The sequence below is a fragment of the Sphingobacterium psychroaquaticum genome (assembly GCF_004421025.1).
Taxonomy (GTDB): domain Bacteria; phylum Bacteroidota; class Bacteroidia; order Sphingobacteriales; family Sphingobacteriaceae; genus Sphingobacterium; species Sphingobacterium psychroaquaticum.
This window is the reverse complement of the sequence record NZ_CP038029.1, coordinates 3,412,253-3,436,705: the sequence shown is the minus strand read 5'-3', so window position 1 is coordinate 3,436,705 and position 24,453 is coordinate 3,412,253. Positions and strand designations below refer to the sequence as shown.

Annotated in this window: 22 protein-coding genes; 9 read left to right on the top strand and 13 right to left on the bottom strand. The window is 40.1% G+C overall.

Annotation, left to right across the window (positions count from 1 at the left end; all coding sequences use genetic code 11):
- Window positions 1-126: 126 nt before the first annotated feature.
- Together E2P86_RS14190 and E2P86_RS14185 are read left to right on the top strand one after the other, a co-directional pair.
- The gene (locus tag E2P86_RS14190; protein WP_085474238.1) at window positions 127-1,149 is read left to right on the top strand and encodes a hypothetical protein; all 1,023 of its coding nucleotides are present in this window, start codon (window positions 127-129) and stop codon (window positions 1,147-1,149) included.
- On the top strand, window positions 1,142-1,969 hold the full coding sequence (locus tag E2P86_RS14185) for a glycosyltransferase family 2 protein (RefSeq protein WP_085474237.1): 828 nt from the start codon (window positions 1,142-1,144) through the stop codon (window positions 1,967-1,969). The genes E2P86_RS14190 and E2P86_RS14185 overlap by 8 nt, the downstream gene beginning before the upstream one ends.
- 36 nt (window positions 1,970-2,005) lie before the next feature.
- Here the strand turns inward: E2P86_RS14185 and E2P86_RS14180 are convergent, their stop codons facing one another.
- Window positions 2,006-3,019, bottom strand: a complete 1,014-nt coding sequence (locus E2P86_RS14180) for a hypothetical protein (RefSeq protein ID WP_085474236.1) — start codon at window positions 3,017-3,019, stop codon at window positions 2,006-2,008.
- Window positions 3,020-3,052: 33 nt separating this feature from the next.
- Entirely contained in the window at window positions 3,053-3,892 is an 840-nt protein-coding gene (locus E2P86_RS14175) for a glycosyltransferase family 2 protein (protein ID WP_085474235.1), read from the bottom strand.
- Window positions 3,893-4,277: 385 nt separating this feature from the next.
- Here E2P86_RS14175 and E2P86_RS14170 point away from each other — a divergent pair, with 385 nt between their 5' ends.
- Complete coding sequence (locus E2P86_RS14170) at window positions 4,278-5,042, top strand: glycosyltransferase family 2 protein (protein WP_085474234.1); 765 nt, start codon at window positions 4,278-4,280, stop codon at window positions 5,040-5,042.
- Window positions 5,043-5,052: 10 nt separating this feature from the next.
- Here the strand turns inward: E2P86_RS14170 and E2P86_RS14165 are convergent, their stop codons facing one another.
- From E2P86_RS14165 to E2P86_RS14125, 9 genes are all read right to left on the bottom strand, one after another.
- Complete coding sequence (locus E2P86_RS14165) at window positions 5,053-5,736, bottom strand: capsular polysaccharide synthesis protein (protein ID WP_159451881.1); 684 nt, start codon at window positions 5,734-5,736, stop codon at window positions 5,053-5,055.
- Window positions 5,737-5,821: 85 nt separating this feature from the next.
- Window positions 5,822-6,526, bottom strand: coding sequence for a glycosyltransferase (locus E2P86_RS14160; RefSeq protein ID WP_134433587.1), 705 nt, complete (start codon window positions 6,524-6,526; stop codon window positions 5,822-5,824).
- A gap of 36 nt (window positions 6,527-6,562) precedes the next feature.
- Window positions 6,563-8,023 (bottom strand): NADH-quinone oxidoreductase subunit N, encoded by a 1,461-nt coding sequence (locus E2P86_RS14155; RefSeq protein WP_234991297.1) that lies wholly within the window; start codon window positions 8,021-8,023, stop codon window positions 6,563-6,565.
- 12 nt (window positions 8,024-8,035) lie between these two features.
- Window positions 8,036-9,640 (bottom strand): complex I subunit 4 family protein, encoded by a 1,605-nt coding sequence (locus E2P86_RS14150; RefSeq protein WP_085474230.1) that lies wholly within the window; start codon window positions 9,638-9,640, stop codon window positions 8,036-8,038.
- A gap of 2 nt (window positions 9,641-9,642) precedes the next feature.
- Complete coding sequence (gene nuoL / locus E2P86_RS14145) at window positions 9,643-11,625, bottom strand: NADH-quinone oxidoreductase subunit L (RefSeq protein ID WP_234991296.1); 1,983 nt, start codon at window positions 11,623-11,625, stop codon at window positions 9,643-9,645.
- Between the two features lie 9 nt (window positions 11,626-11,634).
- Entirely contained in the window at window positions 11,635-11,940 is a 306-nt protein-coding gene (gene nuoK, locus E2P86_RS14140) for an NADH-quinone oxidoreductase subunit NuoK (protein ID WP_085474228.1), read from the bottom strand.
- The gene (locus tag E2P86_RS14135) at window positions 11,937-12,482 is read right to left on the bottom strand and encodes an NADH-quinone oxidoreductase subunit J family protein (protein ID WP_240775516.1); all 546 of its coding nucleotides are present in this window, start codon (window positions 12,480-12,482) and stop codon (window positions 11,937-11,939) included. Before E2P86_RS14135 ends, nuoK begins: the two co-directional genes overlap by 4 nt.
- Window positions 12,483-12,484: 2 nt before the next feature.
- On the bottom strand, window positions 12,485-13,018 hold the full coding sequence (locus E2P86_RS14130) for a 4Fe-4S binding protein (RefSeq protein ID WP_240775515.1): 534 nt from the start codon (window positions 13,016-13,018) through the stop codon (window positions 12,485-12,487).
- 33 nt (window positions 13,019-13,051) lie between these two features.
- Window positions 13,052-14,116, bottom strand: a complete 1,065-nt coding sequence (locus E2P86_RS14125) for a complex I subunit 1/NuoH family protein (RefSeq protein WP_394346502.1) — start codon at window positions 14,114-14,116, stop codon at window positions 13,052-13,054.
- Between the two features lie 201 nt (window positions 14,117-14,317).
- On the opposite strand from E2P86_RS14125, the gene E2P86_RS14120 reads away from it, so the two are divergent.
- Entirely contained in the window at window positions 14,318-15,103 is a 786-nt protein-coding gene (locus E2P86_RS14120) for an META domain-containing protein (protein WP_134433583.1), read from the top strand.
- 67 nt (window positions 15,104-15,170) lie between these two features.
- On the opposite strand, the gene E2P86_RS14115 is transcribed toward E2P86_RS14120, so the two are convergent.
- Both E2P86_RS14115 and E2P86_RS14110 read right to left on the bottom strand, forming a co-directional pair.
- A complete protein-coding gene (locus tag E2P86_RS14115; protein ID WP_134433582.1) occupies window positions 15,171-15,581 on the bottom strand; it encodes a hypothetical protein in 411 nt (136 codons plus the stop codon).
- Window positions 15,582-15,771: 190 nt separating this feature from the next.
- The gene (locus tag E2P86_RS14110) at window positions 15,772-18,333 is read right to left on the bottom strand and encodes an ATP-dependent Clp protease ATP-binding subunit (RefSeq protein WP_085474223.1); all 2,562 of its coding nucleotides are present in this window, start codon (window positions 18,331-18,333) and stop codon (window positions 15,772-15,774) included.
- 181 nt (window positions 18,334-18,514) lie between these two features.
- Here E2P86_RS14110 and ettA point away from each other — a divergent pair, with 181 nt between their 5' ends.
- From ettA to hemN, 5 genes are all read left to right on the top strand, one after another.
- Window positions 18,515-20,197: an energy-dependent translational throttle protein EttA gene (ettA, locus tag E2P86_RS14105; protein ID WP_085474222.1), complete on the top strand. Its 1,683-nt coding sequence runs from the start codon at window positions 18,515-18,517 to the stop codon at window positions 20,195-20,197.
- Between the two features lie 3 nt (window positions 20,198-20,200).
- Window positions 20,201-21,385 carry a PAS domain-containing sensor histidine kinase gene (locus E2P86_RS14100; protein ID WP_085474221.1) on the top strand — a complete coding sequence of 395 codons (1,185 nt, stop codon included), beginning with the start codon at window positions 20,201-20,203 and terminating at the stop codon, window positions 21,383-21,385.
- 11 nt (window positions 21,386-21,396) lie between these two features.
- Window positions 21,397-22,455 carry a response regulator gene (locus E2P86_RS14095; RefSeq protein WP_134433581.1) on the top strand — a complete coding sequence of 353 codons (1,059 nt, stop codon included), beginning with the start codon at window positions 21,397-21,399 and terminating at the stop codon, window positions 22,453-22,455.
- A 114-nt stretch (window positions 22,456-22,569) separates the two neighbouring features.
- Window positions 22,570-23,031, top strand: a complete 462-nt coding sequence (locus E2P86_RS14090; RefSeq protein WP_085474219.1) for a Rossmann-fold NAD(P)-binding domain-containing protein — start codon at window positions 22,570-22,572, stop codon at window positions 23,029-23,031.
- Window positions 23,032-23,091: 60 nt separating this feature from the next.
- On the top strand, window positions 23,092-24,447 hold the full coding sequence (hemN, locus tag E2P86_RS14085) for an oxygen-independent coproporphyrinogen III oxidase (RefSeq protein ID WP_134433580.1): 1,356 nt from the start codon (window positions 23,092-23,094) through the stop codon (window positions 24,445-24,447).
- The last annotated feature ends 6 nt before the right edge of the window (window positions 24,448-24,453 follow it).

The window sequence follows — 24,453 nt, the reverse complement described above, 5'->3', positions numbered from 1 at the left end:
CCATCCAATTATGGTTAAATAAAAAGTGCTATACTATACCTTTGTGCTAAATAATTAATGGGCGAAGGTACAAAATTGTAATTAGCGTACAACAAATTTGTACGTGCTGAAATTTTAATATTAAAGATGTCAAAAAAAATTCTGTTAGCTTCAACTGATAGTTTTAAACTGTATGAGCTTATTGTTCGTAATCTTGAGTTTTTGGGTTACGAAGTTGTGCATATTCAAGATGCCGGTTACCCCTTTAGGTACAGCTCTATTTTTGAAAGAATCGAAAATATAGCACGAAAAATTTTTTTAGGAGATAAGAAGTTTAAACGTCAGCTTCGTGAAAAATTCTTACAGAATAAACAGAAGGAGATTCTGGATCAGCATATGGCTTTTGAGTTTGCACTAGTTTTACGTGCAGACTTTTTTGATTTCGAAATAATTAAAACCATACGTAGTAAGACCAATTTGTTAATTGGTTTTCATTTTGATGGAGTCGGACGAGATATTAAAGTATTAGATTACGTTGAATTTTTTGATAAATTCTATGTCTTTGATCGAAATGATGTCATGAAATATAACGATATTAATCTCATGTATTCTACGAATTTTTATTTTGATTTTCCGGGACTTATTCCGAAGAAAAGTAAAGAGACGGAGGTTTATAATGTTTACTATGTGAGTACATATAATGAAAGTCGAGTAGACTTCTTGATTGCTGTTCATCGCGCATTAACAGAATTGTTTCAAAAGGTTAGATTTGTCGTTGTCTGTAATAAGCATATAACACAGACATTACCTCCCTATTTACATGAACACATGGAAATTGTTCATCAGCATGTTTCTTTTTATGATCAATTACAGCATGTTTCCAAGTCGGAGTTGATTTTAGATCTAGTGATCTCCAGTCACGTCGGCTTTTCATTTCGTATATTTGAAGGTCTTTGTTTTGAGAAGAAAGTAATCACCACAAATCCGACTGTACGCGAAGCGGATTTTTATGATGAACATAACTTTTTTATTCTCGAAAAGGACAATTTACACGAACTTCCCAATTTTCTTAAGCTTCCGTATAGAAGAATTGATAAAAGTATTGTTGCCAAGTATAGTTTTACTTCTTGGATTGACACAAAAATTAATAACATCTTAAGTCATGATTAAAGATAATATTTTGGTTAGCGTGATTATTCCAGCTTTTAATGTGGAAGAAACTATAGAAGAATGTTTAATCTCTGTTGCAAACCAAGCCTATAGCCATATTGAGGTTATCGTGATTGACGATGGTTCTTCTGATGCGACAACGAGTGTTGTGGAATCATTTATTTTAACTAATAAGTTTTTAAAATTCTCCATATTTATACAGGAGAATCAAGGACCTTCCAAAGCGAGAAATGTAGGTATTGAAAAGGCTAGAGGAGAGTTTGTTGTATTCATGGATGCTGATGACCGCGTCGATCCAAGTTATATAGTACGTTGTTTAGAAATGTTTAAAAGAAAGCCCTCGCTTAATCTAGTCTATTCAGGTATCCGAAATTTTGGGAGGGAAAACAATGCCTTTCTTTTCAATGCGTTTGAAATTTCTTCCTTTCTGCGGGCTAATGTTATTCCCATCTTCGCAATGGTACGTCGTGAACAAGTAATGGGAGTCGGCGGTTTTGATGAGTCTTTGAAAAATCATGAAGATTGGGAGTTATGGATTCGAATTATTCAAAAATTTGGTGCACATGTGTACCAAATACCCGAACATTTATATTTTTACCGAAAGAGAGAAGTTAGAAACTCCATCACCGATTTAAGCCAAGCAAGTCAAACTATTGAACAAAGCTTCTATTACATTTACAAGAAGCATTACGCATATTATTTATCCAATAAATTGGGAATACATCAACTCTTTTTGAAAGCAAAGTATCAAGAAAAGTATAATAATGTATGGTATCGTAAGCTATATTACCTATTGTTCCCTAATAAAAGAAAAGACTAATCTAGTTTTCAGGATTATGAAGTAAAATATTCATTTTTATTGAATATGGGGAGGGATATTAAAAACTGTCCGTATCCAATTTTTTAGGCTGTATTTTTGAACAATTTCTGTATCAAGGGTATGGTACTTCGTTGATAGAAAAGATTTTAATTCCTTTTGATTATCACCAGTCCAAATGAAGATATTGTTAGGGTGAAAGAAGTCATATTTCGATATATGCTTATTTGTCGTGATAAGTTTTTTTCCATAGCAAAGAGACTCAAAGACGCGGAAAGATAGTCCTACTTGGCTGGTGTTTTGTACATCAATTAAAAGGGTTGACTCTTTTACAGCTGCTAAATTTTCGGGATAATAGATGGATCGTGTAATAGATTTTAACCCAGACTTAGTGAGCCTTTTTATATGGTCTTTTTTTGCTGTCTTTAATGTGAAACTACAATCGAATTCGTAGTATTCAAGTTCTTTTTTGAGTGCGACAGCTTGTTGGAATCTATCCTCATCAAAACTACCTAATAAATAAGCGGTTTTACGTTCGGTATTAGCGCACACCTCTGGTTCTCCAATATAGAAGTTCGTGATCAATTTTAGTGATGAACCATATGTTAAGTCTCTGAAATCGTAAGTGAAGAAGTGGTCAAAGAGATTAATGTAATTCAAGACATGTGGAAATCGATTGAAGCTGTCCCATTGGTAGGCAACGGTTTTAGTGGCTTTATTTTTAACCTCTTGTATAAATTGTTGAGGATACATGTCGGGACGAATAAAAAGAGCAAAGTCTACATTTTGTAACCGTTCTAGCTTGGGGCTTAAAGATTGATATCTCTCCTTTAGTTTTACCGTTGTTTTGTAGTGTTTGTCACCAAGTATGATTTTGCGATAGCTGTTATAAATGCGATTTAATATGCTTTTATATTTGTAGTTCGCATCTTCAATTGGAAATCCAAATACCTCAAAACCAGATTTTTCTAGATGCACTTTTATGCAATCAAAGAATCCAAAATCTGACGGGGCACAAAGGATAAGGGTTTTTTGCTTTTCAGGAGCGCTCATTAAGAACAAAGATACAGATTGGTTTTATTAATGTTAGGCTTTGAAACCAGGTGCAAGGATGAGAGAGTCTCTATAACTACTCCAAATCCAAAACTGCCCTGCGCAATATTTGGGTACCACGCTCGTGGTCAACACTCTGATGTTGTAAAACGTATCTGAAGATCTACAATGCAACCTGTTAAAAATAAGTTTATTTCGAAAGTAGATTCTTTTTATTTTTTGCTTCTTAGCTGCAGATTTGATTGTTTTTGACCCTAAGTGGTAACAAATTGCTTCTTTTATAAAATAAGATTTCCAACCACATTTCATGGCTCTGAAGCTTAAATCGTCATCCTCAAAATAATAGGGACTGAAAATAGTGTTAAAGCCACCAAGCTCTTTTAATTTTCTTGTATCGTACAATGTGTTTGCACCAGATACAAAGTGGGTTTCATTATTCTGATGGTTCGCATATTTCTGGATTGAAAAAAGCCCCTGTCTATAAAGTACACCCGTCGTTTGCGGCTTAACACTTCCGTCAATAGCTTGGCCCATCACAGCAAAGGTTTGCGCATCGACAAAATTATCTAAACAAGTCTTGATATAGGAAGGAGTCAATTGAATATCAGAATTGAGTAATAATAGTTTTTCGCCTCTAGCCGCCTCTATACCCAAGTTACACGTTTTAGAAAAACCAGAGTTTACCTCATTTTTTAAAAGTTTGATTTCAGGGTATTGTTGTTGTAAAAATTCTACGGAAGAGTCTGTTGAACAGTCATCCACGATAATAAATTCAAAATCCACTTTCGCATAAGCCAACGAAGCAAAAATTGATGGTAAGAATTGCTCCAGCAACTCTCGTCCATTATAGTTTGGAATTATGACCGTTATCATACACAAATCTAATTTTATTTTTTTTATTACAATATAAACGTTACAATATTTGTGTCTGCTACAGTTTTTTATTTATTATTTTCATAAATTTTGATTTCCTCTCTATTTCATGTCTATATTAGTTCCAAGCGTGTCACAATTTTTATGCCTATCTTTGAATAATTATTAACTTGCTTTAATGCATATTGTTTTGCTGTTGGTATTATTTCGTTTAAATGCCACACAGCCCTATTTAAGGGTATAAGAATGATTATTATTTTGTGTTAATGATAATCAAATTGCTAAATTAACAGACGATACAAATTTGAAATAATGAACTTTGAGTCGTTAATGTATTAGAAATTTGATCAACCTTGGTTAGGTCTAATGATTTATTGTTATAAAAATGCTTAGTGTAGTTGTTCCTTGTTTCAATCATGGTCGTTTTCTCGAATCTACCGTTCAATCTGTCCTGGATTCAACCTGGACCGACTTGGAAATTATTATTGTCGATGATGGTTCCAAAGATGATAGTCGTGAAGTAGGTGAAGCTTTGGCAGCTAGATATGGCAATGTTCACTATTTTTACCAGGAGAACGGGGGGCCATCACGTGCACGTAATCATGGAATTGAAAAAGCAAAAGGCACATACATTCTGCCTTTGGATGCGGATGATTTGATCAGTCCAAATTATTTGGAAGAGGCGATCGCGGTTTTAGAAAACAACCCGACGGTAAAGGTTGTATATGCGGAAGCCGAAAAATTTGGAGCTGTGACCAGACATTGGCACTTGAAACCATTTTCTTTACGTGCGTTGGCATTAGATAATATGATTTATGTGAGTGCTGTGTTTCGTAAAGCAGATTGGATTCGGATGGGCGGATACGCAACCGATCCCCGCTGTGTACGTGAAGATTGGGAGTTTTGGATCAAGTTGTTGAAAGATGGAGGGCAAGTTGTGAAATTACCCTTTGTTGGATTCTACTATAGAATACATACTGATTCACGACGCAAAAGTATGACCAAGGCAAAGAAAAGAGCTGAAATATCCTACCTAAACAGTCATCACGCTGAATTTTTTAAGAGAGAACTAAAAGGACCATTGCGTGTAAACCGGAGCTGGTCCCGGCCCTATAACATCGCATTAGGTATGCTCGGATTGTTGAAATAAGAAGCGGCGTCTACCGGTGGTAAATACCTGCATTCTTTTCCATGTCAATAGGAAGGGATCTAGCGATATGCTCTTTGTACTTCAAGCATAAGGGATGAAAGATATTACCAAAAACAGTCCACGGTAACGGATAATTCGGATTTCTGCCCGAAAGTAAATACTTGAAAAATAGAACAAGCTGATGCCCCATGTGCTTCGCTTTGATCTTTTTCTCTCGTGGATGTCGAGCCGGGTGCTCTTTTAGTTCCTTTTGATATGTATCAAAAAGAGACAGAAAGCCTTGATATAGCTCGCGCGAAAAAGGAGTATCTGGTCTTCCAATCCAAGTCGGAACACTGATTAAATTCAGGTAGTTGTCGGGCATGTATGCACCATTTGCATCAAAAACGGGCGCAGCTCCGTTCTCTGTTTCCGGGCGACCGATCATCCATATATTTTGGTCAGCAAAGTCGTTCCACGAGTCCGTGAAGGAAACTTTTGTCGCTTTAATATCATGCCAACCCCCGCCATAGTGCTGCAGGAGGTATGCACGAATATAATCGGAGCGATGTACAATGCTCAGCTGTTCAAAACATGGATGCAGTGGCGAATCATGGCGTACAAATTGGTGTAGATTATCTCGAGTCACCAATAATACAGGAACCCCAATATTGTCACATAGATACTCGAAACTTAAAGCTCTATTTTTGTTCATAGGCGCCCCTTCCCAATAACACCAGATAACAAAAGGTACATTGTGTTTTAAAATAACTTCTTGGAGGCTATGAACTAGAGGCATATCAAATTTTATCTCTTTTTTGCGTGAACTTTAACCAGTAGTACTTTAAGGGATTGGTATATTTAAGATGTTTCCAAGGTCTGCTACCATGTGGTTTATGTAGTACCGGAGTGTTCAGCAAAACATAATTCTCAAATCCTGATTCAATTGATTTCTCCGAAATAATAGTGTCGAACCAGTCTTTTTCACTATTTAATTCTGCGAAATCAAAAGTTTTAAGGAAGTCCAAAGAAAGTAAGGTACAACAAAAACTAAGACTTCGGGATGTTTTTATCACCGCTTCTTTTTCATTCTTAAACTTGAGATAAGGAAAATTAATCGTTCCTGTATCGTCAACGGTAATGGCTCCGACCATACCTGTTTTGGGAGATATGTAGCTTAAAAGAGATTTAAAAACATGGGGCTTTACCACCACATCCGACTCCACAATAATCAACGGAACACCAAGTTGTATAGCTTTTTTTTGCGCGTCGATTAATACAGTATGGTAGTTGGGAGATGGCGTATTTGTGAGCGCTGAAAGATGGATATAGTTGTAGCCTAATTTACTTTGCTCGGCAAATAGAGTTTGCGAAACGTCCTTGTCACTAAAATCATCATACACGAAATAAGAAACAGTAGACTCTGTTCTCTGAATAGCCTTTATCGTCTCTAATGTATTTTCTAGAGCGTTTTTTACGGGGGTTATGACTAATGCTTCTAACATAAAAAATTGTTGGAGCAAAGATAAGATTAATAAATCTTACTTTAATGCATTTAACAATAAGCTCGGAAACAAGCCAAGTAGAAGGATAATGCCAACCAGTATTAAGGCCAAGACAAAAAGGATTAAACTGCGTTGCTCATTATAAGAAATTTCTTGTTGGGATTCCCGCAAGAAGGCATACAATGGTATCTTAAAGTAGTAGAACAACGAGATCACAGATGTCAAGGCTCCCACAATAAGCAAGATCAACACAGCTATTTCTTCATTTTGTTGATAATCACTAAATACAGCTGAAAAGACGAGTAGCTTTCCTATAAAACCGATTGTAGGCGGAAGACCTATCAATGAAACTAGCGTAATTGTAAACGCCGTGAATAGAATAGGCAATTTCTTTCCTAGGCCTGTAAAGCTACTTATTTCAGTCGAGAGAGTTCGTTGCTCAATCTGATCGATAAATAAGAATGTTGCAAAATTCATGACGGTATACGCCACAAGGTAAAACAGTAAATAATCGGTATGCTCCTGGTATGCAAAGATAGCCATCAGTAAGAAGCCGGTATGACCGATGGCAGAATAAGCCATCATCCGTTTAAGATCTGTTTGTCGTAACGCCGCGAGATTACCAATAAGCATCGTCGCTATGGCAGCAATCGCCATAAACCAAATCATAAGATCTGAAAAATAAAAACCTGTTCCCGCCCACGCTTTATACAAACGGGCAAACAGAATAATAGCACCGATCTTAGGAACAGTGGAAATAAAAGCTGTTATAGCAGTAGGGGCGCCTTGGTATACATCGGGACTCCAAACATGAAATGGAGCAAAACTGAGTTTAAAACCAATACCAACAAAGACAAATAGCAGCGCTATGATAATGATTACTTCGGGTGCTTCGATTAAACCGCGAATATGTTGAGCCGAAGTGAAATCCAGATTTCCTGTTAATCCGTAAATCAAAGAAAGACCATACAGCATCACCGCTGCGCACACGGATCCGAATAAAGCATATTTCATGGTTGCTTCAGATTGCACCTTGTTCTGTGCAAAATAACCAACCAAAATGTAGGAACAGATGGAAACCATCTCAATGGCGATAAAAGCAACGAGCCAATTGGTGGTTACCGCTAGGAGGTGCATACCTATCGTTGCGCCGATGAGGATACTAAATATATCTCCATTATGTTTTGGGTGACGTTGCTGAATAAAAATAGCTGTACAGCTTGTTCCTACTAAGATCAGCATGCGAGCATAGATCGACATGTTGTCGATGACCAGCATCTCAAAGAAGCTGGTGCTTGGTGTGTTGAGCTGCGGTAAAAGGAAAGTAAAAGCTGCAGCGAAGCCAATTATACTGATCCAGAAGGTAATGTTTTTCCAGTACTTTTGAATAAACAGACTGGCGAAAATACAACATACAAAAGCTACCATTAGGCTTAACTCTGGCTTAAAGAAGGGTACCGAGTCAATAATATGATCTAATATGTTGTTGATATTCACAGGTTGTTGTTTTTAAATGTGTGGTGTTATCAGTTCGATCAGTCGCAATACAGATGCATTTAAGTTTGTAAAGACCAATGATGGCATAATTCCGAGTATTAAAGCTAATGCCAAAGTAGGAACGAGGATGAGCTGTTCACGTGACGTCACATCGACCAAGGCAACATTCCATTGATCTCCTCCTTTTAGTCTTGGTAATCCAAAAAACATACGTTGTAAGGTCCATAAAAAATAGGCAGCACTCAAGAGGATTCCAACGGATCCGGCTAAAGCCATCCATCGTGGTACCCCCGTGGCCATACTCTCCGCATTGAAGGCACCGATAATGACGAAAGCTTCCCCAATGAAGGCCGAAAAACCAGGTAGACCGAGCGAAGCAAAGAAGGCAATCGCAACAAAAGCAGTGTATTTTGGCATAATCGTAGCAAGTCCCCGGAAGTTATAGATGTATCGATCATGGACGCGGTCATACAAGACTCCCACTAAAAAGAATAAGGCAGCACTTAGAAAACCGTGCGAGATCATTTGAAAGAGTGCTCCCGATATACCTTCAGCCGTAAGAGAAGCAACACCTAACAACACAAAACCCATATGTGAAACCGATGAATAGGCGATCATGCGTTTTAAATCTTTTTGCGCTAAGGCATTGAAAGCGCCATACAGAATAGATATTACGCCGATCAATGCGATCCAATAGTTGGTCTCTGCAGCAATATCAGGAAAAATGCTGTAGCAGATTCGGATGATGCCGTAACCTCCAATTTTTAACAAGATACCGGCAAGAATAATGGATACGGGGGTCGGTGCTTCGACGTGTGCATCAGGTAACCAGGTATGAAGTGGAACGATGGGTACTTTGATAGCAAAGGCAAAGAAAAGGACAATAAAGCCAATCATGCGCGCTGGAATACCCAATACTTCGTGGTAGTTGGACAGATATCCAAAGAAAGAACCTTCGATATAATTTTTCGGGTTCATCATGTGCAAGATATTGAAGGTGTGAGCTCCTGTTTCCGGGTTGACGACCGAGAAGTAGAGTCCGACGATAATAAGCAACATAAAGACCGATCCAAACAAGGTATAGATAAAGAACTTAATGGCTGCATACTCGCGACGTTCACCTCCCCATATGCCAATAAGAAAATATAGGGGGAGGAGCATAACCTCATAAAAAACATAGAAAAGGAAAAAGTCGAGTGCAGAAAAAATCCCTATTACGGCAGTATTGAGCACCATAAGTAGAGCGAAATATCCTTTTAGGCTTTTTGAAATATTCCATGAAGCTCCAATTCCCATGAGCATAACCAGACTGCTTAGTACAATAAGTGGTAATGAAATACCATCAATTCCAATGAAATAATCTATTTCTAGTTTGCCAATTGATCCCAAATCCATACGGATCCAGGGAAGTTGTTCCACATATTGGTAAGCCGCAATTTCGTTAATGCCTCCAAGTTGTGGATTAAACTGGGTATACATATAGGCCGACAGGATGAATTGTATCGCCGTAAAGCCCAATGCAATGTATTTATAGGAGGCTCTAGCCGTGGTTGGCAATGCTAAGATGATTGCCGTAGCTAGGAGTGGTAAAAATATCAATATGGATAATAAGCCCATTTTTATTTAATTATCAAGTAAAGAATGCCCAGTACAACAATTGTTAATGCAAAACCTAAATAGCCTTGCAGTTGACCGTTTTGCACTTGGCGGACCAAATGACCAAGGTAATATGTAAATCGAGCGATGACGTTTACTAAACCATCGACAATGTTTTTATCGAACCAATCTGCTACTCGTGCAAGTTCGCGAACAACAGTTGCAAGTAATTTAGTGCATCCATCAACGATGTTTTTATCGAACCAGAATAAAACCGTACTCAGGTAAACTGTACCTTTTACAAACGTAAATGCATACAACTGATTGATGTATCCTTGCTCGCGGAAAAAGGTCATCCAGCGACCTTCAGTTGCAAAAGGGTATTTAGACTTTACATACCATTGCCAGCCGATGGCCCAGGTCACTAATGCGCCTAGGGTTAGCACGGATGGAATGATGATGTGTGCAATATCTACGGTTGCAAAACTTTTTTTCACGTGAAAAGCTTCCATAAGCCATGAGGCGTGGTAATCGAGCGGTTGCCAAGAGAATGCAAAGAACAAACTACAGCTACCCAAGAACAACATGGGGTAAAGCATCGTCGAGGGTGCATCGTGTACCTTAGCCGTATAATTGTATGGACCAAAAAAGGCCTTAAACAACAACCTTCCAATATAAAAGGCTGTCAAGATACTTACGAAGATCAAGAATGTCGGAACAATGAAATATAAGCCTCCGTACTGACTGGCCCATTCAAAAGCCGATATCACAATACTGTCTTTCGAGAGGTATCCCGAAGTTAATGGGAATCCGGCTAAAGCCAATGAAGCAATAACCATTAAAACAAACGTCTTGGGCATATGGTGCCTTAAACCGCCCATAGTGCGGAGATCCTGCGGGTCAAAGGTAGCGTTGGTTTGTTCTTTGAGATGTGTCATCTCGTGGATTACCGCTCCTGCACCAAGAAAGAGAAGACATTTGAAAAAAGCGTGCGTGGTCAGGTGAAACATCGCAGCGTCCCAAGCTCCAATACCGACAGCAACCATCATAAAGCCTAGTTGGGAGATGGTGGAGAAGGCAAGAATCTTTTTGATATCGTATTGCGGCAACGCAAAAAATGCTGCTAAGATCGCTGTAAGACAGCCGATAATTGTAATGACGGCCAGTACGGTTTCATTGAACAATGGAAATACAGTGCATAGCAGGAAAACTCCGGCAGCCACCATTGTTGCTGCGTGAATAAGGGATGATACGGATGTTGGTCCTTCCATCGCATCGGGAAGCCATACATGTAATGGGAATTGCGCCGATTTCGCCATTGCTCCTAAAAAGAACGCTAATCCAGCATAGGTAACCCATGTGGCATGTGTGTCCATTGTATAGATTAATCCTTCTTTTCCAAATAATTCCACCAAATCGATGCTCCCCAATTGGCTGTATAATAAAGCAATACCAACCAAGAAACCCAAGTCTCCGATTCTGTTTATTATAAAGGCTTTCTTGTTGGCTTGGACTGCACTGTCTTTGGTGAACCAAAATCCAATCAATAGATAGGATGCGAATCCCACCAATTCCCAAAAAATATACAATTGCAACAAGTTGATGGATACCGTTAAACCCAGCATAGCAAAGCAAAATAGGCTCAAGTACATCCAATAGCGGTGTATGCCCGGATCACTTTTCATATAAGCACGCGAATAAATATGAACAGGGAGAGCCACAATGCAGACAACAAGCTGCATCAGGGTAGTTAAGTTGTTCAAGAGTATTCCCACATGGAAAGATTTTCCTCCAATGGTGAACCAATGTATACGTTCATACATTGGAATATGGTTCCATACCTCCATAAAAACGCCAACAAGACTGCATACCGTGCTCAGGATAATGGCAATCAAACCGATGTTACCGGATTGATCTTTCTTGCCAACAATAGCTTGCGTCAAGAAGGCTAGAAATGGCAGTAGCACCACAAGGATGCTGATATGAATGGGTGATATATTTGTCAAAAATTCCAACTAGTCTTTTAATTCGTTTATCTTGGTTGGGTTAATTGTTTTATGTTGTCTATAGACGTTCAAAATAATAGCGAGACCAACGGCAACAGCCGCCGCGGCTAACACGATGGCGAATAACGCAAATATCTGACCACCGTAATTGACTTTGTCATAGCGACCGAAAGCGACGAAATTCAGGATAGCTGCATTAATCATCAGTTCGATACCCACTAAAATCATAATACTGTTTCGTTTTGCCAATACGGCATATAGACCAATGCAAAAAATACAGGCACTGACGATCAGGAAATGTGTTAGTGTAATCATCGATTATCCTCCTTCCGTGAAAGGTGAGCCGCCCCGATTAAGGCTACCATAAGAAAGATTGATATGACCTCAAATGGTAGTATATACTGTGTCATAAATTTAAAACCGAGGGCTTTAATGTTATTGTCTTGCGGCTGGATAACAGATCCTTTTGCTTCTGCATCTACTATCCATTGTGGCATGTGACTATGCCATGCCTGTACGGCATAGAGCATTAGGCCAAAGAATGCCAAGGCCAGCATGGTGGCTTGCCAATTAGGCATGGAAATAAAACGTTTTGAGGTATTCTGTAGATCGTCCAACAGTTCTTTGTTGGAGAGCATAAAAGCAAATATTAAAAGAATGAGTACGCCCCCCACGTACACTAAGATCTGTGTAATGGCGACAAAATCAGCTAGTGCAAATAGATATAGAGCGGCCATCGCGAATAGCACGACAAATAATAAGAATAAGGCGCGTGCCGTATTCTTGATATTCACCAGGAGGAGTGCCGAGCCGATTGCCAAGAAGGCAAAAGCGTAAAAGATGATACTTTCAAGCATAATTATTTTTTCTTGGCCGCCTCCTTTTCAGCTTGAAAACGCGTCCATTCTTCTTTTCGTTGCGCTACCTCTGTATCACTCATCTTCGAAAAACCATAAATCAGATCCGTCAGCTTTTGTGTGCTGCGGTCATATTGGTTGGTCATAGTGATACATTCTGTAGGACAAACGACTGTACACAGCCCGCAGTACATACACTTGGCCATGTCGATGTCGAATTGTGCGGCGTATAGACGTTTAACACTTCCGTCCGAGGTTTTTCCTATTGCTTCAGGCGATTTTACGGCTTCGATTGCAATACAGTCTACCGGACAGGCTTTTGCGCAGAGGTCACAAACAATGCAATCATCAATTTCAACGTCCAGTTGGTAGCGTGCTACTTCAGGGATAGGCATTTTTTCTTTTGGATATTGTACCGTCGTTACACCCGCTTGCTGTTCAAAATAGTTTTCCTTTCGGATATCCAATTCTCTACGTGACTTTCGAGCACCAAAGAGGTGTCGCACCGTGAGTGTTAAACCTTTCACGGCGGTCAAAAATCCTTGTATAGTTGTGCGTAGTACCAAATCTTAAACAATTACGAATATACGCCATAAACCAGAAATAGCGATGCATACAAAGGCGATAGGAATCAATATCTTCCAACACAGAGTCATCAGTTGATCGGCGCGGAAACGTGGAAGTGTCCAGCGAATCCACATCTGTACCGCTACGATTAATAGCGATTTGGTCAACGTCCAAAATATACCCCAGACCAAGCCTGAGGTCCAATCTGCCAGGCGTAGCTGCCCCATATTAGGAAGGGGCGAATTCCATGCCCCCAAGAAGATTACCACACCGAGCAATGCGACCAAGAACATCATGGCGTATTCTGCCAGAAACAAAAAGGCAAATTTTATACCTCCATACTCCGTATGGAAGCCACCAATTAATTCCGATTCTGCTTCCGGAATATCAAACGGTGCCCGATTACATTCAGCTAATGATGCAATGAAGAAGATGACATAAACCACCAACAGGTGTGGTGCCTGGAAAATATGCCACGCTAGAAAACCACCGATATCGGTTACATCCCAGAACCCCATAAAATAGATCGTCTCCGGTGAGGATACACCTTGAAGATAAGCGATTTCGTTGAGGTTTAATGTTTGGGTAATCATGACGGCAGCAATAAGCGATAACCCGACTGGTATTTCGTAGGAAACCATCTGTGCTATAGCACGGATGGAACCGAGTAGCGAGTACTTATTGTTAGATCCCCATCCTGCCATAAGTATTCCGATAGCATCGATGGAAACGACAGCCATTAAGTAGAATAACCCCGTGTGTGTGTTGCTGGGCATGAAGTCCGCTGCCCACGGAACAACCGAAAAGCCAATGAAAACAGCTGTGAAGATTAAGATAGGAGCGAAGGCGAACATCACTTTGTCCGCAGCAGAAGGGGTAATAAACTCTTTTTGGAGAAGCTTCAAAATATCGGCTATTGTTTGTATCAAGCCATATTTTCCCGTTTCCATTGGTCCTAGACGATCCTGTACAAAACCGGCTATTTTACGCTCTGCATAAACAGCAAATAGCGTAAAACCTGCAATAAAACCAAATATTGCAATCGGTGTAAGGATATGGATGATCATTCGGTCAATTCTTTTTTAGAATAATTCTTAATTGCACCGCAAACATACGGAAAACGAATCAAAACCCCATGGTTTTTGTAAATATACTAACTTAATAGATTTTATTTTTTTATTGAATTGAAACAATTGAATTCTATCGGTGTTATTGCTTTGTATGTAACATTGTTGTATATTGTACTGTATAAATTAATATTATTTCTTATGAGAAAAATGAATTTTGGCGCTCTGGTAGCAATGGTTTTATTGTCTGCTGGTTGTGCAACAAACAAACCTACGGTACCGGCTCCAGGTAAGGATCAGGTGAATATTGTTGGCAAAAAATGGCAACTTATTGAATTGAATGGCAAGGCTGTTCCGGCGACGATCAATGGTAAGACACCTTACTTGGAGCTTAATGCTTCAGGAGGGCGCTATGAAGCGAGTGGTGGATGTAATGGTATGGGGGGCGAGTATACATTGGCGGCCGGCAATCGTGTGAAATTTACGCGTGGGATGTCAACGATGATGGCCTGTCCGGATATGAGCGCCGAACAAGGCTTAGGAAGGTTGTTTGAAACGGCCGATAATTATGCAGTAAGCGGAAATATTTTGTCATTTAGTAAAGCTAGAATGGCGCCAATAGCAAAATTTAAACTTATGGAAGATCAATCAGCAAGCCTAACGGGAACATGGGAGTTGGATTATATTTCAGGACCACGTATCGCTTTCGATGGTTTGTACCCAGGTAAAAAACCAACCTTGATTTTTGAAGCAGGTGAGAAGCGTGTTAAGGGAAACGGTAGTTGTAATAACTTTACATCTCAAGTCGATATCAGTGGTGCTTCCATTAAATTTGGCCCGGTAGCGGGTACAAAGATGGCTTGCGAAGGGCAGGGAGAGCCTTTGTTTTTCCAGACTTTAGAGAAGGTGACATCATTTGGTGTGAGCGGTAATACGTTGAATCTCGTGATGGGAGATATTGCGGTGATGCGTTTTAAGAAAAAGTAAATAGGGAACTCCCAATAAAAAAACCGGATTGGTAATACCAATCCGGTTTTTTTATTAATATGCTTTTTTATTGAACCCAATCAGCGTCGGTAAGAGAAATCTTAAAAACCGCTTTAGCAGGTACATCTACAGGAAAGCCATCAAAAATCGGATCTTGCGCATAGATTCTTACAGACTGCGTCGCGTAATCATAGTTATACGATATTCCATCGATCGTAGCAGGAAGTGCATTGTATGTTTTTTCACCATCAAAGCTTATGGCTATATTAACGACACCTTGTTTTACATAATAATTTGTAAGCTCTGGAACATTTAAATCAAGGTAAGCGCTTTGAGGGTCCTTCGTATTCCAGTCTTTTGCTTCACGTGTGTAAATTACGGAGATACTTGGCACCATTTCATAATACTCCTTTGTACAGCTGCTCAATGTTCCCAATGTAGCTGTACCAATTAATAAGGCTAATAGAATTTTTTTCATCGCTATCGTGTTTAAGGTTTTATCAATTTTTTTGTACTTCAATTTTTATTAAAAATCCGCTCTATATTTCAATAGGACGTTAAAAAATGTTAATCGTTTAATCTCTCCTACAAAAAATAAGCCATAAAAGAGCGTTTTGTAAAACAACACCCTTTTATGGCTTATTTTTTAACTTAAAACTGTCTTTCGACTATTCCTTTTCTTTATCGTCAGACTCCGTTACATCCGACTCGATAGACTTGTCATTCACTTCCGGATGTATTGCTTCTACAACGATTTCTTCTTTCTCGCTGTTGTAGTCAATACGAAGTTCAGAACCAGCCTTTACTTCGCCTTTCAGAATTTCTTCTGCAATCGGATCTTCCAAGTATTTCTGAATTGCACGTTTCAACGGACGAGCACCAAAATTACTATCATATCCTTTTTCAGCGATATAGTCTTTTGCTTTTTCTGTTAACGTAATCTGGTAGCCTAAACTTTCGATACGACCGAATAAAGACTTAAGTTCAATATCGATAATTTTGAAGATATTTTCTTTAGTCAACGAGTTGAATACGATAACATCATCGATACGGTTCAAGAACTCAGGAGCAAAAGCACGCTTCAAAGCCGTTTCAATCACACCGCGAGAGTGTGTATCGGCTTGATTCGCTTTGGCTGCCGTAGTGAAACCAACACCTTGTCCAAATTCTTTGAGCTGACGCGCTCCGATATTCGAAGTCATGATGATGATCGTGTTGCGGAAATCAACTTTTCTACCAAGGCTATCTGTAAGTTGTCCTTCATCTAGAACTTGTAACAACAAGTTGAAGACATCAGGGTGTGCTTTCTCGATTTCATCCAGTAAGACAACGGCGTACGGTTTACGACGTACTTTCTCCGTTAACTGTCCACCTTCTTCGTAACCTACATATCCCGGAGGCGCACCTACTAAACGTGATACGGCAAATTTCTCCATGTATTCACTCATGTCGATCTGAATCAAGGCATCCTCGGAATCAAACATAAAACGAGCTAACTCTTTAGCAAGTTCTGTTTTACCGACACCTGTAGGTCCTAAGAATACGAATGAACCTATTGGCTTTTTCGGATCCTTCAATCCTGCACGTGTACGTTGAATCGCTTTAACCAATTTCTGAACGGCATCATCCTGACCAATAATACGGCCTTTCATGGATTCGCCCATCTTCAATAGTTTTTGACTATCTGACTGACTGACGCGCTGTACAGGAATACCTGTCATCATCGCTACCACTTCAGCAACACTATCTTCCGTTACCGTGTAACGTTTTGATTTGGTTTCCGTTTCCCAGGCTGCCTTTTCCTTTTCCAGTTGCTCTAGGAGCTTCTTCTCGGTGTCACGAAGCTTTGCTGCTTCCTCATACTTTTGGCTACGGACAACCTTGTTTTTTTCTACTTTAACCTCTTCAATCTTTTCTTCAATATCAAGAATAGATTGCGGTACGTGGATATTGTTCAAGTGTACACGTGATCCCGCTTCGTCTAACGCATCAATCGCCTTGTCCGGTAAGAAACGGTCGGTGATATAACGTGTAGTCAAAGACACACAAGCTTCAATCGCCTCTGGCGTATACGAAACATTGTGGTGTTCTTCGTATTTATCCTTGATTCTATTCAATATCTCCACGGTCTCATCATGCGAAGCAGGTTCAACGACAACTTTTTGGAAACGACGATCTAATGCACCATCTTTCTCAATATATTGACGGTACTCGTCTAATGTTGTGGCACCGATACATTGAATTTCTCCACGAGCCAAAGCCGGTTTGAACATATTCGATGCATCAAGCGAGCCTGAAGCTCCACCAGCACCTACGATGGTGTGGATCTCATCGATAAATAAGATCACATCGGGTGATTTTTCCAGCTCATTCATGACCGCTTTCATGCGCTCTTCGAACTGTCCACGGTATTTTGTTCCGGCTACCAACGATGCTAAATCAAGGGTAACGACACGTTTGTTGAACAATACACGTGAAACTTTACGCTGCACGATACGTAACGCTAAACCTTCAGCGATTGCTGATTTACCAACACCAGGTTCCCCGATCAGGATAGGGTTGTTCTTTTTACGACGCGATAATATTTGCGATACGCGCTCTATCTCTTTCTCACGGCCTACGATAGGGTCTAGTTTACCTTCCTCTGCCGCCTTTGTTAAGTCGCGACCAAAATTATCCAATACCGGTGTCTTTGACTTAATATCGGACACTTTTTTGGGAGCGGTGAACTGTTGATCGTCCTCCGGGAAATCATCGTCTCCGGTTGGAGAACTTGATGCCTCATCCGTAATAGTCGTTTTATTTTGCTCAACCTCGTTTTTAAACAGATCGTATGTAACACTGTATTGTTGTAATATTTGAGAAGCAATATTTTCTTCGTCCCTCAAAATAGCTAACAATAGGTGTTCGGTGCCAATAACATCGCTCTTGAAAATTTTTGCTTCGAGATAAGTTATTTTTAGTACTTTTTCTGCTTGCTTGGTCAAAGGCATGTTGCCAATAGGTGCACGAGACATTGAAGAACCTTTTACAGCGTCTTCAATAGATTGTCGGATTGCACCCGTATCTATGCCAATGTTTTTCAAAATCTTTATCGCCACACCATCACCTTCTCGAATCAACCCGAGCAAAAGATGCTCTGTGCCGATATAGTCATGGCGAAGCCGCAGTGCTTCTTCTCGGCTGTAGGAGATTACATCCTTTACGCGTGGTGAAAATTTTGCTTCCATGTATTTTCCTTTCCTTTTTTGATAATAGGATGTATAAATGTATAAAATATATTATAAACCCTATGTCTTTACAGTGTATAATTTATCAACAATTGAGCCATAGGCCGGAAAGTAGCAAAATGTCAGTCTTTAACGAGTAAAAATGACTATCTTTGCACAAAAAATCAGTTTATTTTAATCTATGTCTGACGAAAAAATAATCTTTTCGATGGCTGGTGTAAGCAAGATATACCCGCCTCAAAAACAGGTTCTTAAAAATATATATCTTTCCTTTTTCTATGGAGCTAAGATCGGTGTAATCGGTTTGAACGGTTCTGGAAAGTCATCTCTTTTGAAAATTATCGCAGGTCTTGATAAATCTTATCAAGGTGAAGTCGTTTTCTCACCGGGCTATTCTGTCGGTTATTTAGCGCAGGAACCTGAGCTGGACCTCGAAAAGACGGTTAAAGAGGTGGTAGAAGAGGGGGTTGCTGAGATCACCGCTATCCTTAAGGAGTACGAAGAAATCAATGAGAAATTTGGACTTCCAGAGGTGTATGAAAATGCTGATGAAATGGATAAACTCTTGGCTCGACAAGGTGAGTTACAAGATAAAATCGATGCTACAAATGCATGGGAATTAGATAGTAAATTAGAGCGTGCCATGGATGCGTTGCGTTGTCCGGAGCCAGATGCGGTCATTGCCAATTTGTCAGGAGGGGAGCGTAGAAGAGTGGCACTTTGTCGTCTATTGCTGCAGGAACCAGATGTTTTATTATTGGACGAGCCGACCAACCACTTGGATGCGGAGTCTATCGATTGGTTGGAATTGCATTTGCAACAATATAAAGGAACGGTCATTGCCGTGACCCACGATCGTTACTTCTTAGATAACGTAGCGGGATGGATCCTAGAGCTTGATCGCGGTGAAGGTATTCCTTGGAAAGGGAATTATTCTTCTTGGTTGGATCAGAAGGCAAAGCGTTTGTCGCAAGAGGAGAAGCAAGAGACGAAGCGTCAAAAAACGTTGGAACGCGAGTTGGAATGGGTGCGTATGGCACCAAAGGCGCGTCATGCAAAATCTAAGGCGCGTTTACATAACTATGAGAAGTTAGCTTCAGAGGAAACGAAAGAACGCGAAGAGAAATTGGAATTGTTTATTCCACCAGGACCTCGCTTGGGGAATGTAGTCATTGAGGCAAATAATATCTCGAAAGCGTATGGCGATCGGATTTTATTTGAAGATTTAAGTTTTTCATTGCCTCCAGCGGGTATCGTTGGTATTATCGGTCCGAATGGAGCGGGTAAAACAACTTTGTTCCGCCTGATTACCGGACAGGAGCAACCCGATGCGGGAACGTTTAAAGTTGGTGAAACTGTAGTTCTTGGTTATGTGGATCAAAACCACGATGACCTTGATCCGGAGAAATCTGTTTGGGAGAATATTACAGATGGAAACGACAACATCATGTTGGGCAATAAATCGTTAAATTCACGTGCTTATGTGTCGAAATTTAACTTTAACGGTGCCGATCAGCAGAAGAAAGTTGGTGTATTATCTGGTGGTGAGCGGAATCGTGTCCACTTGGCTATAACATTGAAAAAGTCCTCTAACGTATTGTTGCTGGATGAGCCGACCAATGATATCGACGTGAATACATTACGTGCTTTAGAAGAGGGATTGGAGAATTTTGGTGGTTGTGCGGTTGTTATCTCCCACGATAGATGGTTCTTGGACCGTATCTGTACGCATATTTTGGCGTTCGAAGGCGATTCGCAAGTGTATTTCTTTGAAGGGAATTACACCGAATATGAAGAAAATCGTAAAAAGCGGTTAGGTGATGTAGCGCCTAAGCGAATCAAGTATAAAAAATTAGTAAAATAGAAAATGGAGTCCGCGAAACTTCTGGAAGCAATTATTGATAATGCCATCGATGGGATTATTACCATTGACCATCGTGGTTTCGTGGAGTCCATTAATCCTGCCGCCCTAACCCTGTTTGGCTATTTGGCGGATGAGGTTATAGGGAATAATATTTCGATGTTAATGCCCGAGCCGGATCGCAGTCGTCATGACGGATATATCCACAACTATCAGGAAACGGGGCATCGTAAGATTATAGGTATCGGTCGGGAAGTGAATGGGCAAAAGAAAGACGGTACCACTTTTCCGTTTCGGTTAGCGGTTAGTGAGGTTTTTTATAAAAATAAAAATATTTTTACGGGATTTATTCACGATCTAACGAAAGAGCGCGAAGCGGAGGATCAGCTGCGTAAGCATGCGGTAGAGCTGGAAGAAAAGGTGCGTGAACGAACGCAGGATCTTATTAAGCTGGTTAGTGCGTTAGAGAAAGCGAAAGCGGATGTGAGTATATCTCTCGAAAAAGAAAAGGAACTAAATCAGTTGAAGTCTCGATTTGTATCCATGGCTTCGCATGAGTTTCGTACACCTTTGAGCTCGGTACAATTATCGGCTTCGTTGATTGAGAAATATATCGAAAAGCCGGATTTCGCCAATGTGGTGAAGCATACGAATCGTATTCGTGGATCTGTTAAGTTGTTGAATGATATACTCAATGATTTTCTGTCGTTAGAGAAACTAGAAGCGGGGCGCGTTGTGGTGAATAAAAGACCGATCAACCTCGTTCAGCTAGCGGAAGAAATTACAGAAGAGATGCAGATGATCTGCAAGAAGAATCAACATATCGTTTACCAGCACACAGGTGATGTCGGTATTTTTTCGTTAGATGAGCATTTGGTGAAAAGTAGTATCATTAATCTGATATCCAATGCGATAAAGTACTCGGGTGAGGATACGTTTATTGAATTTACGACAGAGATTAAAGACGATGTTTGTATTGTCTGTGTGAAGGATAATGGAATCGGTATTCCGGAAGAAGATCAAAAAAACTTGTTTGAAGCGTTCTTTCGTGCGCACAATACAGGAAGTATTCCGGGAACAGGATTAGGCCTTAATATTGTACGACGTTATGTAGAGTTGATGGAAGGTGAGCTTACCTATATGTCGGCGATGAATGAAGGTGCAATTTTTAAAATGATTTTTTGGCAATAGTATAGAACGTTATGGCTAAAACAATATTAATTATTGAAGATAATTTAGAGATTCGGGAGGGGACGGCCGAAGTTCTCGAGTTAACGGGCGACTATACTGTGCTCACAGCACCGGATGGGAAAAAAGGTGTTGATATGGCATTGAAGCATTTGCCAGATTTAATCCTGTGTGATATCATGATGCCAGAGCTAGACGGCTATGGTGTATTGTATATGCTGACGAAGAATGAGGTGACCGCAGATATTCCCTTTATATTTCTGACGGCGAAGACGGAGCGTTCTGATTTACGTAAGGCCATGGAGATGGGAGCAGACGATTACTTGACCAAGCCATTTGACGACATTGAACTTCTCAATGCGATTGAAAGTCGTTTACGCAAGAGAGAAAAGTTGGCACTTAAAGCCCGCCCTAAAAATCCAGTTCTATTTACAGAAGAAGAACAGGAAGTGCTTTTGCATGGCCTGGTAAAGGATGTCCGCGTTAAGAACTTTAAGAAGAAACAAGCTATTTATGAGTCTGGCGATACACCCGTCTTCATTTATTTTTTGGTAAAAGGTCGGGCTCGTAGCTTTCTCTTTTATCAAGATGGTCGTGAGTTGTCTACTGATATCTATGTCGACAGCAATTTCTTTGGTTATGAGGCTGTCCTTCTCAATGAGAAGTATAGTGACAACGTTACCGCATTGGAAGATTGTGAAGTAGCCTTGGTGCCAAAGGAGAAATTTTTCGACTTGATGTATGATAAACCGGTTATTGTTCGAAAGTTTATTCAACTACTTTCTGGTAATATTCGTGATAAAGAAGGCCAAATGTTGGGCTTTGCGTATGATACGGTGCGCAAGCGAGTTGCAAACGCACTGGTTAATATTGCGGAAAAAAGTGTAGAAACACCAGATGGCGATGAAGCTTTGATACGTATCTCCCGCGATGACTTAGCCGCGTTGGCAGGAACTGCCAATGAAACCATAAGTCGTATGTTGGCCGACTTTAAAGATGAGCATCTGATTACAAAAGAGGGGAATGCAATTCGTATTGCCTCTATAAACAAACTAAAATCTATAAAATTCTAAGTGCCGGTTTCCGGCACTTTGTGATATAAATCATTTTATTTATTGATTGCCTGCATGCTAATACCTGCGCTTCTGTTCTACTTTTGTTAGAAACAGTAAAGCGATGCATGCTATATGAAAGTGGTAGCCTATAATATAAAAGATTATGAGAAGGAACTGTTGGCGCTAGCCAACGGCAAGGTTCATGATTTAACATTGATTTCCAATGGGCTAAATCTTAATACAATACATTATGCGGAAGGCAAAGAGGTGGTTATCGTCTCTGCAGAAGATCTGCTTGATGCGTTGGTGATTGATGAACTATACAAAATTGGTGTTCGGAAAATTATAACACGATCATTGACCACAACCCATATCGACCTATATAAAGCGCACGATTTAAAAATTCAAGTGGCCAATACACCACATGCAGATCAAACGCCAAGAGGTATTGCGGAGCAAACGATCCGTAACTTGAATCTATGGGGGGGTGGAAAATGTGTTGGAAAAGCGTGCTGCTGTGTAAACAATTGTAGTGCGCTGCCCGATAATACATCAAATACAACAGGAAAACAAGACTCTTCACCGTCTCGGTAAGACATCGTTAGATCGATGAATACGGAGTGCAGTTTAGATCAATGAATAGATAAAATCAATATGCTTGTAAATAACAATCTCATAGCAAAATACAATGTAGCGGCTCCTCGTTACACTAGTTATCCAACCGTTCCTTTTTGGGATAATCAGGGTTTTGAAACAAAACAATGGATAGATCGCTTACAGGTTGCTTACAACGCAAATAAAGAAGAGGGTATCAGTTTGTATGTACATCTTCCTTTTTGTGAAAGTTTATGTACCTATTGTGGGTGCAATACACGAATAACGGTAAATCATCAGGTGGAAATCCCTTACATCGAATACGTATTAAAGGAATGGACGATGTATAAGGCTGCGCTTGAAGCAGATATTGTGATCAGTGAAATTCATTTTGGAGGGGGAACCCCTACTTTTTTTACGGCTACAAATTTGGAGATGTTGGTGAAAGGTTTGCTACAAGGAGCAACCATTACACCTAATGCGTCCTTTTCTTTTGAGGCGCACCCCGCGAATACGAGCAAGGAACACCTTCAAGTGCTGTTTGACCTTGGCTTTCGCCGTTTGAGTTTGGGAATTCAAGACTTTGATGAGAAAGTACAGTATATAATCAATCGAAAGCAAAGTGTCGCGGATGTCGAGCGTGTGATGCAAGAAGCGCGCGATATTGGATATACATCTATTAATTTTGACCTTATCTATGGTTTGCCGCTGCAAACAGCAGCGACGGTAGCCCAAACTATTGACCTTGCTTTGGCCATGTCGCCGGATCGAATTTCATTTTATAGTTACGCCCATGTGCCCTGGATCAAACCTGGTCAACGACGTTTTACAGAGAACGATCTTCCGCAGGGGGAGGCAAAGTTATTTCTTTATACGTTAGGCAAACAAATGATCGAAGCTAAGGGTTATAGAGATGTAGGTATGGATCATTTTGCAAAGACCAATGACGAACTTTTCTTAGCTTCTCGTAATGAAACGCTGCATCGTAACTTTATGGGGTATGCCGATCGGTACACGCCTGTCTTGATTGGGCTTGGTGTATCGTCGATTAGTGATGCTTGGACGGCTTTTGCACAGAATGTTAAAACCGTAGAGGAGTATTATAAGGCATTGGACAGTGGGGAGTTCCCTGTTTTTAAAGGGCACCTTTTGCATGATGAAGATTTGATATTGAGACGCTATATTTTGGATATGATGTGCAAAGGAAAGGTGGTGCTGCAAGCGGGATTTGAAGGAAATACAATTATTAAAGATCGGTTAACGTCTTTAGAAGACGATGGTTTAGTGGTGGTCGATGAACAAGTTATTAAGGTGACCGAAGTAGGTAAATCATTTTTAAGAAACATATGTATGGTCTTTGACCAAAGACTGCATCATTCTAAAGAACGAGAGCAGTTGTTTAGTCAGGCTATTTAATACCTG